Source organism: Bacillus sp. UNC322MFChir4.1 (genome assembly GCF_000746135.1).
GTDB lineage: Bacteria > Bacillota > Bacilli > Bacillales > Bacillaceae_G > Bacillus_A.
This window is the reverse complement of the sequence record NZ_JQKQ01000001.1, coordinates 216165-229662: the sequence shown is the minus strand read 5'-3', so window position 1 is coordinate 229662 and position 13498 is coordinate 216165. Positions and strand designations below refer to the sequence as shown.

The window sequence follows — 13498 nt, the reverse complement described above, 5'->3', positions numbered from 1 at the left end:
AAAACATGTATATAATCTTAATTAAAATAAGTAAGAAGAATTAAGTTTCAAAAGATGAACTACCTATAAGAAAATATTTCGTTCAACTTATAGTATGAGATAGAATAGAAAAGAAAATGCATAAGTTGAACCGTAGTATCGTTTTTATTTCAGTATATGCATAGTTAGGCAGAAAGGTTAGATAATAAGCAGTTTATTTATCAATATGTTATACTTTTTTAGTATTTGAAAAAATATTTTTAGTATAATGTGCTACGTTTGAATTGATGAAGTAGAAAGGGTTATGTGAATGAATGATAAAATTGTTTTTTTTGATATTGATGGAACATTGCTAGACCACAACAAAGAAATACCAAAATCCACAAAAGAAGCTGTACGCCGTTTACAAGAAAAAGGTATACATGTGGCAATTGCAACAGGACGTGCTCCATTTATGTTTGAAGATATTCGTAAAGAGCTAAACATTCATAACTATGTAAGTTTCAATGGACAGTATGTGGTGTTTGAAGATGAGGTTATATATAAAAATCCCTTGCACCCTGATGCATTGCATGATTTCGCGAAATTTTCAGAACAAGAAGGCTATCCGCTTGTGTACTTGAATCATAAAGAAATGAAAGCAACAGTAACATCGCATCATTATGTAACAGAAAGCTTTGCTAGCCTTCATATGGATCATCCTACGTTTGAACCTAGTTTTTTTGAGGAACGTGAAGTTTACCAAACGCTTGTATTTTGCAAAGCAGGAGAAGAAGAAAAGTTTATTAACGACTATGCGAAGTTTCATTTTATTCGCTGGCATGCTTACTCTATGGACATTATTCCAATGGGAGGGTCGAAAGCGAAAGGGATTGAAAAGTATATTGAAAAGCTTGGATTCACAAGGGAACAAGTGTATGCATTTGGAGATGGGCTAAATGATCTAGAAATGATTGAAGCTGTAGGTACAGGAATTGCTATGGGAAATGGGCATGAAGATTTGAAAAAGCTTGCAAATTATGTAACGAAAGATGTTGCAGAAGATGGTATCCTTCATGGATTGCAGTGGGCAGGGTTGTTATAAAGTATAAATATGAGAACCATTTCAATAAAAAGAGTCAGTTTTCGCCACCTTTAGTGAAAACTGACTCTTTTTATCTTGTTATTTGTACGTCGCCAAAAATTCCTGCTGATGGAAAACTCGTTTTATCTTTCTAAAGGTGCTGCATTTTCTAGATCCATAAATGGATTATCTTTATTTATGTGGTCATAAAACATAACGCCATTTAAGTGATCAATTTCATGCTGGAATACAATTGCTGGTAATCCTTTTAAACGCAGCTTGACTTCATCGCCATCCACTGTTGTTCCTTTAATAGTAATGCGAGTGTAACGAGGTACATAGCCAGGGACTTCACGGTCCACTGACAGGCATCCTTCGCCCCCTTGTAAGTATGTACGTTCAACAGAGTGGCTAATAATTTTTGGGTTAAATAAAGCGTAGCTATATAATGTACCGTCTCGATCTGTGACGTGGACAGCGATCATTCTTTTAGAAACACCGATTTGCGGCGCGGCTAAACCAATTCCAGGACGTAAATTATATTTTTCAACCATTTCAGGGTTTTGACTGTTAATCACAAATTCGATCATCTTTCGTAATATATGAACATCTTCTTCGTTTGCAGGTAGAGCTATTTCTTCAGCCACTGCTCGTAAAATGGGATTTCCTTCACGAATTACATCATTCATTGTAAGCATATATAATCTCTCCTTTCATCTTTAGTCTACCAAAGGTTATGAAAAAAGTCATGACAAAGAACAAGGCAATAAACGCCTTGTTCTTTTATAATTGTTTCGTTTTGCATTAACAGATGCAAGCAGCACCGACGATAATTAAAAGTATAAACAATACAACGATTAAAGCAAAACCGTGTCCAAAGCCGCCGCCGCAACCACCACCATAGCCATACGTAGGATATGAGGCAGTTGAGGGATAACAAAAAGTGTATCCGTACATGGTGTGACCTCCTTTACCATTTCCGCGAATGCTGCGGTTAGTATAATGTATGGAAGAAAGAAGAGAAATGTATAGTTATTCGCCTAAAAAGAAGGAAGATGCTGTATATTTTTATTAAGATAGGACAAAAGATAAAAGGGACATAAAGCGTTTACATATTATTCTATGAGCAAAATATGTATGAAAAGGGAATAATATAACAGGAGGTTTTTGCTCACTAATACAGATGGTTTTTTGAAAACTTGTATTTGTTTAGAAAATCTCTCTAATCTTCGAAAAAAATTGAAATCAAAGTGATTGACATCATGATTAGAATAGTTGTAAACTTAAAAACGTGATCAAGATTGTATTAATTAGTTTAAATGAAAACATTAGTACAGATTGTTAGGTACACAAATTATTCAATAACTGACAAATGATACGTCAGTTTTCAAACTTATGCTTTCATGTATAGTGAGATGCTAGTGAAAGCGTTTAAGAATATGGTTCAAGAGAGGAAGAGGTGAACGGAATGGGTACTAAAACAAAAAAGACCCTATTTAATGTTGATGAGCAAATGAAAGCTATCGCAGCTCAATTTGAAACATTACAAATTTTAAATGAAAAAGGCGAAGTTGTGAATGAAGCAGCTATGCCAAAATTAACTGATGAGCAATTAAAAGAATTAATGAGTCGTATGGTATATACTCGCGTATTAGATCAACGTTCTATTTCTTTAAACCGTCAAGGTCGCTTAGGTTTCTATGCGCCAACAGCTGGACAAGAAGCTTCTCAATTAGCAAGTCATTTTGCTCTTGAAAAAGAAGACTTCATCTTACCAGGATACCGTGATGTTCCACAATTAGTATGGCACGGTTTACCATTATATCAAGCATTCCTATTCTCTCGTGGACATTTCATGGGTAACCAAATGCCTGCTGATGTAAATGCACTTTCTCCACAAATCATTATCGGTGCACAAATCATCCAAACGGCTGGTGTTGCATTAGGTATGAAACTTCGTGGTAAAAAATCTGTTGCAATTACTTACACTGGTGACGGCGGTGCGTCTCAAGGTGACTTCTACGAAGGTATGAACTTTGCAGGTGCATTTAAAGCTCCAGCAATCTTCGTTGTTCAAAACAACCGTTATGCAATTTCTACTCCAGTAGAAAAACAATCTGCAGCAAAAACTGTAGCACAAAAAGCAGTTGCAGCTGGTATTTACGGTGTTCAAGTAGACGGTATGGATCCACTAGCTGTATATGCAGCAACTGCTTTTGCTCGTGAGCGCGCAGTAAACGGTGAAGGTCCTACTTTAATTGAAACTTTAACATTCCGTTACGGTCCACATACAATGGCTGGTGATGATCCAACTCGTTACCGTACAAAAGATATCGAAAATGAATGGGAACAAAAAGATCCAATCGTACGTTTCCGTACATTCTTAGAAAACAAAGGCATCTGGTCTCAAGAAGAAGAAGAAAAAGTAATCGAACAAGCTAAAGAAGACATTAAAGAAGCGATTGCTAAAGCTGACCAAGCTCCAAAACAAAAAGTAACTGATTTAATGGAAATCATGTACGAAAAAATGCCTTTCAACTTAGCTGAACAATATGAAATTTATAAAGAAAAGGAGTCGAAGTAAGCCATGGCTCAAATGACAATGATTCAAGCAATCACTGATGCTTTACGCGTTGAAATGAAAAACGATCCTAACGTACTTGTGTTTGGTGAAGACGTTGGTGTAAACGGCGGTGTATTCCGTGCTACTGAAGGATTACAAGCTGAATTTGGTGAAGACCGTGTAATGGATACTCCACTTGCAGAGTCTGGTATCGGTGGACTTGCAATCGGTTTAGCATTAGAAGGCTTCCGTCCAGTTCCTGAAATCCAATTCTTCGGTTTCGTATACGAAGTAATTGATTCTATTTCTGGTCAATTGGCTCGTCTACGTTACCGTTCTGGTGGACGTTGGACTGCTCCAGTTACAATTCGTTCTCCATTTGGTGGCGGCGTTCATACACCAGAATTACATGCTGACAGCTTAGAAGGATTAATGACACAACAACCAGGTTTAAAAGTTGTAATTCCATCTACTCCATATGATGCGAAAGGTCTTTTAATCTCTGCAATTCGTGACAACGATCCAGTTGTATACTTAGAGCATATGAAATTATACCGTTCTTTCCGTCAAGAAGTGCCAGAAGGCGAATACACAATTGAACTTGGTAAAGCTGATGTGAAACGTGAAGGTACAGATGTATCTGTTATCACATATGGTGCAATGGTACATGCTGCATTAAAAGCTGCTGAAGAACTTGAAAAAGAAGGTATCTCTTTAGAGGTTGTGGACTTACGTACAGTTCAACCATTAGATATCGAAACAATTATCGCTTCTGTTGAAAAAACAGGTCGTGTTGTAGTAGTTCAAGAAGCTCAAAAACAAGCTGGTATTGCAGCTAACGTTGTAGCGGAAATCAATGACCGTGCAATCTTAAACTTAGAAGCTCCAGTTGTACGTGTTGCAGCTGCTGATACAATCTTCCCATTCTCTCAAGCTGAGAGCGTATGGTTACCAAACCACAAAGATATTGTTGAGGCTGTTAACAAAGTAATGAACTTCTAATTTGAGTTTTATGTGCAAAGGAAGTCAGCACATGCTGATTTCTTTTGCAATTTCCAATAATAATGATAAGAATCAGGGGGCTGAATTCCGTGGCATTTGAATTTAAACTACCAGACATCGGTGAAGGTATCCACGAAGGTGAAATCGTAAAATGGTTTATTAAAGTAGGCGATGAAGTAAACGAAGATGATGTACTTCTTGAAGTACAAAATGATAAAGCAGTTGTAGAAATTCCTTCTCCAGTTAAAGGGAAAGTACTTGACATTCTTGTAGAAGAAGGTACAGTAGCAGTAGTAGGAGATACTTTAATTAAGTTCGACGCTCCTGGCTATGAAAACCTTAAGTTTAAGGGTGACGATCATGACGAAGCTCCAAAAGCTGAAGAAGTAAAAGAAGAAGCTCCGGCAGCAGCGGCTACTCCAGCAGCAACTGAAGAAGTAGCTAATGAGCGCGTAATTGCTATGCCATCTGTTCGTAAACATGCACGTGAAAAAGGCGTAGACATTCGTCTAGTAGCTGGTACTGGTAAAAACGGACGTGTTGTAAAAGCTGACATCGACGCATTTGCAAACGGTGGACAAGCAGCAGTAGCACAAACAGAAGCTCCAGTGGCGGCAGAAGCTCCAGCAGCGAAAGAAGAAGCTCCAAAAGCACAACCAATTCCAGCTGGTGAATACCCAGAAACTCGTGAGAAAATGAGCGGTATCCGTAAAGCGATTGCAAAAGCAATGGTTAACTCTAAACATACAGCTCCTCACGTAACATTAATGGACGAAGTAGATGTAACAGAACTTGTTGCTCACCGTAAGAAGTTCAAAGCTGTTGCAGCAGAAAAAGGTATTAAATTAACTTACCTTCCATACGTTGTAAAAGCGTTAACATCTGCGTTACGTGAATACCCAATGTTGAACACTTCTTTAGACGATGCATCTTCAGAAATCGTTCATAAACATTACTTCAACATCGGTATCGCAGCTGATACAGACAAAGGTCTATTAGTACCAGTTGTTAAAGATACAGATCGCAAATCTATCTTCACAATCTCTAACGAGATCAATGAACTTGCTGGTAAAGCACGTGAAGGTCGCTTAGCTCCAGCAGAGATGAAAGGTGCATCTTGCACAATTACAAACATTGGTTCTGCAGGCGGACAATGGTTCACTCCAGTTATTAACCACCCAGAAGTAGCAATCCTTGGTATCGGCCGTATTGCTGAGAAACCAGTTGTGAAAAACGGTGAAATCGTTGCAGCTCCAGTATTAGCATTATCTTTAAGCTTTGATCATCGCTTAATCGACGGTGCAACAGCTCAGAAAGCATTAAACCAAATTAAACGTCTATTAAACGACCCACAATTATTAGTAATGGAGGCGTAATAAACAATGGTAGTAGGAGATTTCCCAATTGAATTAGATACAGTCGTTGTTGGTGCAGGTCCTGGTGGATATGTTGCAGCAATTCGTGCAGCACAATTAGGACAAAAAGTAGCTATTATTGAAAAAGCTAACCTTGGTGGTGTTTGCTTAAACGTTGGATGTATTCCTTCTAAAGCATTAATTAATGCAGGTCATCGTTATGAGAATGCAAAACATTCTGATGACATGGGTATTACTGCAGAAAACGTAAAAGTTGACTTCACAAAAGTTCAAGAATGGAAAAACGGCGTAGTTAAGAAATTAACTGGCGGTGTAGAAGGCCTTCTAAAAGGTAATAAAGTTGAAATCATTCGCGGTGAAGCTTACTTCGTAGATGCAAACACATTACGCGTAATGACTGAAGAAGCAGCACAAACATATACGTTTAAAAATGCTGTTCTTGCAACAGGTTCTACACCAATTGAAATTCCTGGATTCAAATACTCTAAACGCGTTCTTAACTCAACTGGTGCTCTAAGCTTACCAGAAATTCCGAAAAAGCTTGTTGTAATCGGTGGCGGTTACATCGGTATGGAATTAGGTACTGCATATGCAAACTTCGGTACAGAAGTTACAGTATTAGAAGCTGGCGATGAAATTTTAGCTGGTTTCGAAAAAGCAATGAGCCAAGTTGTAAAACGTGCACTTCAGAAAAAAGGCAACGTAACAATCCATACAAAAGCTATGGCTAAAGGCGTTGAAGAAACTGAAAACGGCGTAAAAGTTAGCTTCGAAGTAAAAGGCGAAGTACAAACTGTTGATGCTGATTATGTATTAGTAACTGTAGGTCGTCGTCCAAATACGCAAGAAATCGGTCTTGAGCAAGTTGGAATTAAAATGACTGACCGTGGCGTAATCGAAATCGATGAGCAATGCCGTACAAATGTACCAAACATCTATGCAATTGGTGATATCGTTCCTGGACCACCATTAGCTCATAAAGCTTCTTATGAAGGTAAAGTAGCTGTTGAAGCAATTAGCGGTCATGCATCAGCAATCGATTACATCGGAATTCCAGCAGTATGCTTTACTGATCCAGAATTAGCATCTGTTGGTTATACGAAAAAACAAGCAGAAGAAGCTGGAATGACAGTAGCAGTTTCTAAATTCCCATTCGCTGCTAACGGACGTGCATTATCATTAAACAGCACAGACGGTTTCGTACAGCTTGTAACTCGTAAAGAAGATGGTCTTATTGTAGGTGCACAAGTTGCAGGTGCAGGCGCTTCTGATATTATTTCTGAGCTTGGTTTAGCTATCGAAGCTGGAATGACAGCTGAAGATATCGCTCAAACAATTCATGCTCATCCAACATTAGGTGAAATCACAATGGAAGCAGCTGAAGTTGCTCTTGGAATGCCAATTCACATTGTAAAATAATGATAAATAAAAACAACCGCCTCCTATATATTAGGAGGCGGTTGTTTTTATTTGGAAAAGAAATATGATAATGAAAATAATAAACCAATTTGCTTCTTCTGCCAGTTTCCTCATATATATGTAATGATTTCTTTTAGCGCCCATATATTATAATACAATAGGACGTGTGAAAGGAGGCAACAGCATGAAAATAGCTTTTGTTGCTTTGTTTCATTTTATTATATGGGGTGCATTTTCCGTTGTGTTATTGTTATCAAGTCGCGATAAATTGCATTACAAAGTACTGCTCTTTTTTGTGTTTTTTTATTTGGCTTATGTTATTGCCAATATGATGTTGCACTCCAGGAAAGAGGCAATTTTATTCACTATTACTAATAGCCTTCTCTTTTTTATGAGTAAGTTACTTTTTTTTAGTTAACGTTTATAAAAGTACATTGTTCTTCCGTTAAAGAGCTGTAATTCTCCTTCTAATTTCTTTGCTAAAAATCTGCAAAATTCATTAGCTTTTCCTTTATCTCCAAAGGTTGCAGTAGATGGTAATGTAATTTGTATAAAAGATTGTTCGTTTTCAATTCCTATTCCTACATAAATAGAGTGATAGCGTTCATGATTAGATTTTAAACAAAGTGTTGTATCTGAAGTATCAACCATTTCATATGGAAAGGCAGTGTTTGCGTATGAAAAGCCGAGTTGTTGACCTGTTTGAGCTGTAATTGTTTTATAGTAATGAAATAGTTGTTTAACATCGTCTAGAGAAATAGATTGCTGTTTTGAATTTGGGACGAGTTTAATGACTGCATCTTGCATAATAAACCTCCTAAGGACATAATATATTACTATTTTAACATTGTTGTAAATTTTTTGACAATTAAAAGGGATCTTGCTTTTTTTGTTTAATATATACATTGTGGATAAATCAAGAAGAAAGGAGAGGGACAATGTTTGAGAAATTATATGATGAACATGAAAATACAAAAGTCCGCTTTCTTGGTTTTATGACAAATGAGACACGGTATGATTTTGGTGTGGTGTACACAACTATGTTTTTTGGTAAACCACTTGTTGTTTGTATGCAAACTGGTCGAGCAACTCTCCTTGGACAGGATGATATTGAAAATGTGCACCATTTACAAGATGTCTTTAAACTAAAAACGAGTGAAGAGGCAACAGATCTTGCGCAGTTTTTTAAATTTCTATTGCCACCTACTTCTGTGCATGCTGAATATGAGGAATAATTGTGTCAAAGCAGTCGTAATAATAAATATACGGCTGCTTATTATTTATAAATGTTTCATACTAATGAAATTAAAAAATAATTAATATGTCACAATCAAAACTATTGACTAAAAAAGTATAACATATTAAAATAAAGACAGAAAGTTAAGCGGTTACAAAAAATTCTTAGGAATTACAATATTAGGAGGAATTTAAAAATGGGAACTATCGTATGTCAAATTTGTGAGAACACAATTGCGCATTTTGAGGATGAAAAAGTAACAGTATTATACGGAAAATGCGGTTCTAACTGTGAGTGTGAGCATAAAGAACATACTAAAGCCCAATAAATAAAAAAACGCCTGCATGTGCAGGCGTTTTTTTAGTGGATTGAAGTCGTGTGACCAATTGTTGCAATAATTGCATCGTCTCGGATGGGAATGAGTTCGATTTCTGTTTGCATTTTCTTTGTAGAGGCAAATTGGCTCATCATCCGACTGTCTATCCGTGTTAGAAAATCTGTTAAATATGCTGTTAAAAAAGCGAAAGGAATACGTCGTTGATTGAGTGCATCAATAATTTGACTTTCTGTTTTTACACCGACACCGTGCCCATAAAAAAAGAAATTTCCTAAATAAATTGCATTCTCTCCTTGCCATTCAATTGTCGCTGGGTTCACTTGTGGGTTTTTAAAATAAACAAGGTCACCAGGAACAATTTCTCCGCCTGTTTTTGTAGTGAGCTTTAAATCCTTATCATAGTCCCATGTATATAAGTAAAGATTTGCAAATAAACGATTAAACGTTTCTTCGTCATACAATGCTAACAGTGATTTATAGAAGATAATAATCATTGCAGTTGCACATTCTGTTCCATATTTTTTGCCGTTTAGAAAAATATCACGAATAGCAAAAGAGGGTAACACATTAGGGCGAAGCTGAAAGCCACCTAAATGCGTTCTTTCCCAAAATTTAGGATTACAGAAAGATTGCTTAAATGTGCGAAATTGTAACCCGCTGTTAAATAACTCTAAAGCAGAAGTAATGATATGAACACGGACATTTATATCAAAAGCTAACTCATGTAATGATTGGAAATTGTATACTTCATGATTTCCAGTCATAATTTCTAAAATTTGTTGTTTTTCCGAATAGAAAGGTTCGTTTTCATTTTTTATATATGGATGTACAATGGAGCGGCCAATTACAATCATAAAATCCCACCTATATGTTTACATTCTTTTGATTTTGAATTAAAGGGCGATGAGGCTCTCAGCTAAGAGGGAGTTAAAGTCTAATTGATTCTCACCTACTAGGCCTTTGTGATTGCCGGGAGAGAACTGTCCGTAAGATCTTGATTGAGCAGGCTTTCGCCTTATAGAAGTTTTACATTATATCGTATGAATAGGCGAATAAAGGGTGCATAGGAAAAATAATATGAAGGCTGGGAGAGGAGTATTTATAAATGAAAAATCCCACTCCAAAGATATGAAGTGGGAAGGAAGTTATTTGCTAATTGCTTTATATTCTTTAATGACACGTAAAGTTTGCAATGTCATGTCTTCAGGACCTTGTACTGGTAATCCTGCTTCTAAATTCTTTTGAATATAGTCTAAATTTTCTTGTGTAATAATTTCACCAGGAGTAAAAATTGGAATACCTGGTGGATAGACCATAACGAAATCTGCTATAATGCGGCCAGCAGCTTCTGCAAAAGGAACAACTTCTGTTTCAGAATAAAAGGCATCGCGCGGAGATAGCGCAAGTACAGGGATTTCTGGAATATCTACTTGCATTTGAACACCTTTTTCTGCTCTATGTTTAAAGGTTGCTGATAATTCATGCAGAGCGCGTACTAGTAAATTTGTTTCATCTTCTGTATCCCCAAGTGTAACAAGACACAGAATGTTATATAAATCGGAAAGCTCAACCTCTATATTATAATGCTCTCTTAACCATAATTCTGCATCATGCCCTGTAATTCCCAATTCTTTTATAGAAATAATAAGCTTTGTTGGATCATAGTCAAAAGTTGCATCGGTTCCTAGCAGTTCTTTACCAGGACAATATAGGTGTTCAATTTCATTTACTTGCTCTCGAACTTCTTCTGCTAATTGAATAGTTTTCGTAATAAGTTCTCGTCCTTCTGTTGCTAGACGCTTTCTTGCAACATCAAGTGAAGCTAATAAAATATAAGATGTTGAAGTCGTTGTAAGCATACTAATAATCGATTGAACATGCTTTACGTTTACAAGCCCTTCTCTTACATTTAAAACAGAACTTTGTGTTAATGAGCCACCTAGTTTGTGAACACTTGTTGCAGCCATATCAGCGCCAGCCTGCATTGCTGACATTGGCATTTCGTCATGAAAATGAATATGAACACCATGGGCTTCATCCACTAGTACTGGCATATTGTATGAATGTACTAACTTTACAATTTGCTCTAAGTCAGCTGCAAAACCAAAATATGTTGGATTAATGACAAGTAGTCCTTTTGCATCTGGATGTTCTTCAAGCGCTTTTTTTACAGAAGGAATTGTAATTCCGTGTGAAATTCCTAATGTTGGATCAATTTCTGGATGAATAAAAATTGGTTTTGCGCCTGAGAAAATAATCGCTGACATAATAGATTTATGAACATTTCGCGGTACAAGAATTTTATCTCCAGGACCACAAACGCTCATCACCATTGTCATAATTGCACCACTTGTTCCTTGGACAGAAAAAAATGTATGATCAGCGCCGAAAGCTTTTGCTGCTAAATCTTGAGCATGCTTAATCATACCTTTTGGATGATGTAAATCATCGAGTGGTGCAATATTAATTAAATCAATTGATAATGCGTTATGCCCAATAAATTCGCGGAATTCAGGATCCATTCCTTGTCCTTTTTTATGACCTGGAATATGAAATTGAACTGGATTTCGCTTGCTGTGCTCTCTTAAAGCAGTAAACAATGGTGTTTCGTATTGGGACAATCTATACACCCCTTCTTTTTTTATTAATATTTATTAGTTTTGTTTTATGTTTATCCTGTTCGACTAATCAATAGCAGAAGAGAAATTCTCACTACTATTTGAAGTATCCCTTTATGTTCTATAAAACAAAAGCATTATATCACCTATAGGAGAAGATGTATATAAAAATAATAATGGTAATTATTATTTTTAAGTTGGCAGGCTCAAGCGTAAAAAATGAATTACTGGATTGATAAAAATTTAAGGATAGAGTATCAACGAATGAAGCTTGAGCAAAATAAGTGACGGAAAGAGTGAGGTATATGCACATGAACAGATTATATTTTTTACTGAATTCAAGAAAAATATCATTGATGAGATTACGGATTGGTAAAGAAAACGATTCGTGAAGAAGCATTCAGGTGGAAGTTTCACTTTATCTCGCGTATGATAATGAAGAAGAATAAATTAGAGTGAACTGGAATAGATGAGGTGTTATTATGGAATATCAATATCCAATTAATTATGATTGGTCAACAGAAGAAATGGTTGCAGTAATAAAATTTTATGAAGCGATTGAACAAGCTTATGAAAAAGGGTTGAAAAGAGAAAATTTAATGGGCTTGTATCGTCATTTTAAAGAAATTGTGCCTGGAAAAGCAGAAGAAAAGAAAATCGACAAAGAATTCCAAGAGGTGAGTGGTTATTCCATTTATCGCACAATTCAAAAGGCGAAAGATTTACAGGAAGAAGATATTGTTAAAATGTAAAAATTTTTTGAAAAATAAAAAATGAAGTGTTATAATGGGATAACAACTAAAAACGGACAATACAAATATTGTCCGTTTTGCTTTATCGATTACAAATTTTATATAAAGGAAGGAGTGAGAACATCGTTGTTTCAATTTTTCCGATGAATTGTTCGTCAGTAAGATTTGTAAATTCTTCTGGAGAAATGTGAATTCCTACTAATAATTCTGCTTTTTTAACAGTTCCTAACCGCTCAATCATTGTTTGTAGCTCTTCTAATTGAAGAGTGCTATGTAATTTTACATCAGACTTAGTATGGTCAATGGACCAAACGAAATCATTTGGTATATTTGTTTTTAAATCATTTAAATGCTTTAAAAAGGCATGAGCCGCTTCCATTTTTTGTGGGCACTCATAAATTAATCCAAAGTATATAAAAGCATGTGTTCCCCATAGTCCAATTTGAAAATGAGGTAGCATTTTATATCCGCGTTTATTTGTTGAAAATGCAACCCAAGTATCGTTTGGTGGATTGACTTTACGACGTGCATGTTTCGCGACATGATAGAAAAAAGGTTCACTAGTCTCATTTGTTAAGAAATGAGACAATTGTTCACCGAGAGCTTCTAACTTCGGATGAACGTTCGTTTTAATTGCAGCCATTCTTTCTTCTAAACCATCTACTGAGAACACAGCAAAGTCTTTTTCTTTGAAAGTTTTTGATGTCATGGTAGTTCCTCCAACTCCTAGTTTGTTTTTATTCTAACATAGCTCGTACAATTCATAAAAAAAGACGCTTATAAAAAAATTTGAGATAAAAATTCAAATTAGTTGCATAGATGATTTATCCCACATAATATAGTATAAAACAAAAAATCAGAAAATTAGGTAAATTCAAGTCGAGGGCAAACGAATATTGGGAGGGGGCAAACGAATATGAGACAGGTAATTAATGCATTAAAAAGAACAGATGCGGAGAAGAGAATTCCGGTGTTACGTTTAGAATTAGATTACGAATTAGCAACCCTATATGATGCGATGATGGAAAATGATGACATGAAAAAAGAGGAGTGTATGAAAAAATTAGAAGTGTTAAGACTTGAAATGATCCGTTTAGAGGCGTAATAATAGTGTATGTATAAAAAATAAGTTGGTGCGAACCTTATAAAGGG

The 13498-nt window shown here is 36.0% G+C and carries 15 protein-coding genes and 1 pseudogene; 10 read left to right on the top strand and 6 right to left on the bottom strand.

Annotation, left to right across the window (positions count from 1 at the left end; genetic code table 11):
* Window positions 1-289: 289 nt before the first annotated feature.
* On the top strand, window positions 290-1063 hold the full coding sequence (locus BR72_RS01075) for a Cof-type HAD-IIB family hydrolase (protein ID WP_035429228.1): 774 nt from the start codon (window positions 290-292) through the stop codon (window positions 1061-1063).
* Between the two features lie 122 nt (window positions 1064-1185).
* Here the strand turns inward: BR72_RS01075 and def are convergent, their stop codons facing one another.
* Together def and BR72_RS27550 are read right to left on the bottom strand one after the other, a co-directional pair.
* Window positions 1186-1740 (bottom strand): peptide deformylase, encoded by a 555-nt coding sequence (gene def, locus BR72_RS01070; protein ID WP_035429226.1) that lies wholly within the window; start codon window positions 1738-1740, stop codon window positions 1186-1188.
* A 106-nt stretch (window positions 1741-1846) separates the two neighbouring features.
* Window positions 1847-1927, bottom strand: a pseudogene (locus tag BR72_RS27550) (YjcZ family sporulation protein); the annotation flags it as partial.
* 583 nt (window positions 1928-2510) lie between these two features.
* On the opposite strand from BR72_RS27550, the gene pdhA reads away from it, so the two are divergent.
* From pdhA to BR72_RS01040, 5 genes are all read left to right on the top strand, one after another.
* Complete coding sequence (gene pdhA, locus BR72_RS01060; RefSeq protein ID WP_035429221.1) at window positions 2511-3626, top strand: pyruvate dehydrogenase E1 component subunit alpha; 1116 nt, start codon at window positions 2511-2513, stop codon at window positions 3624-3626.
* Window positions 3627-3629: 3 nt separating this feature from the next.
* The gene (gene pdhB, locus BR72_RS01055; RefSeq protein WP_035429220.1) at window positions 3630-4607 is read left to right on the top strand and encodes a pyruvate dehydrogenase complex E1 component subunit beta; all 978 of its coding nucleotides are present in this window, start codon (window positions 3630-3632) and stop codon (window positions 4605-4607) included.
* A gap of 89 nt (window positions 4608-4696) precedes the next feature.
* Window positions 4697-5983, top strand: a complete 1287-nt coding sequence (locus tag BR72_RS01050) for a dihydrolipoamide acetyltransferase family protein (RefSeq protein ID WP_035429218.1) — start codon at window positions 4697-4699, stop codon at window positions 5981-5983.
* A 6-nt stretch (window positions 5984-5989) separates the two neighbouring features.
* Complete coding sequence (gene lpdA / locus BR72_RS01045; protein WP_035429216.1) at window positions 5990-7402, top strand: dihydrolipoyl dehydrogenase; 1413 nt, start codon at window positions 5990-5992, stop codon at window positions 7400-7402.
* Between the two features lie 184 nt (window positions 7403-7586).
* Window positions 7587-7820 (top strand): hypothetical protein, encoded by a 234-nt coding sequence (locus BR72_RS01040; RefSeq protein WP_035429214.1) that lies wholly within the window; start codon window positions 7587-7589, stop codon window positions 7818-7820.
* Here the strand turns inward: BR72_RS01040 and BR72_RS01035 are convergent.
* Complete coding sequence (locus BR72_RS01035; RefSeq protein ID WP_035429212.1) at window positions 7817-8209, bottom strand: DUF1885 family protein; 393 nt, start codon at window positions 8207-8209, stop codon at window positions 7817-7819. The two genes, BR72_RS01040 and BR72_RS01035, sit on opposite strands and share 4 nt — an antisense overlap.
* Window positions 8210-8340: 131 nt before the next feature.
* Here BR72_RS01035 and BR72_RS01030 point away from each other — a divergent pair, with 131 nt between their 5' ends.
* On the top strand, window positions 8341-8637 hold the full coding sequence (locus BR72_RS01030) for a DUF3055 domain-containing protein (protein WP_035429211.1): 297 nt from the start codon (window positions 8341-8343) through the stop codon (window positions 8635-8637).
* A gap of 198 nt (window positions 8638-8835) precedes the next feature.
* The gene (locus BR72_RS01025) at window positions 8836-8967 is read left to right on the top strand and encodes a GapA-binding peptide SR1P (RefSeq protein ID WP_035429210.1); all 132 of its coding nucleotides are present in this window, start codon (window positions 8836-8838) and stop codon (window positions 8965-8967) included.
* 32 nt (window positions 8968-8999) lie between these two features.
* On the opposite strand, the gene BR72_RS01020 is transcribed toward BR72_RS01025, so the two are convergent.
* Both BR72_RS01020 and BR72_RS01015 read right to left on the bottom strand, forming a co-directional pair.
* Window positions 9000-9830, bottom strand: a complete 831-nt coding sequence (locus BR72_RS01020; protein ID WP_035429209.1) for a protein-glutamine gamma-glutamyltransferase — start codon at window positions 9828-9830, stop codon at window positions 9000-9002.
* 291 nt (window positions 9831-10121) lie between these two features.
* On the bottom strand, window positions 10122-11606 hold the full coding sequence (locus tag BR72_RS01015) for an aminotransferase class I/II-fold pyridoxal phosphate-dependent enzyme (RefSeq protein ID WP_090994627.1): 1485 nt from the start codon (window positions 11604-11606) through the stop codon (window positions 10122-10124).
* A gap of 470 nt (window positions 11607-12076) precedes the next feature.
* On the opposite strand from BR72_RS01015, the gene BR72_RS01010 reads away from it, so the two are divergent.
* Complete coding sequence (locus tag BR72_RS01010; RefSeq protein ID WP_035429206.1) at window positions 12077-12346, top strand: UPF0223 family protein; 270 nt, start codon at window positions 12077-12079, stop codon at window positions 12344-12346.
* An 82-nt stretch (window positions 12347-12428) separates the two neighbouring features.
* Here BR72_RS01010 and BR72_RS01005 read toward each other — a convergent pair whose 3' ends face one another.
* Complete coding sequence (locus BR72_RS01005; protein ID WP_035429205.1) at window positions 12429-13055, bottom strand: YktB family protein; 627 nt, start codon at window positions 13053-13055, stop codon at window positions 12429-12431.
* Window positions 13056-13262: 207 nt separating this feature from the next.
* On the opposite strand from BR72_RS01005, the gene BR72_RS01000 reads away from it, so the two are divergent.
* Complete coding sequence (locus tag BR72_RS01000; RefSeq protein WP_035429204.1) at window positions 13263-13451, top strand: hypothetical protein; 189 nt, start codon at window positions 13263-13265, stop codon at window positions 13449-13451.
* Window positions 13452-13498 lie beyond the last annotated feature (47 nt).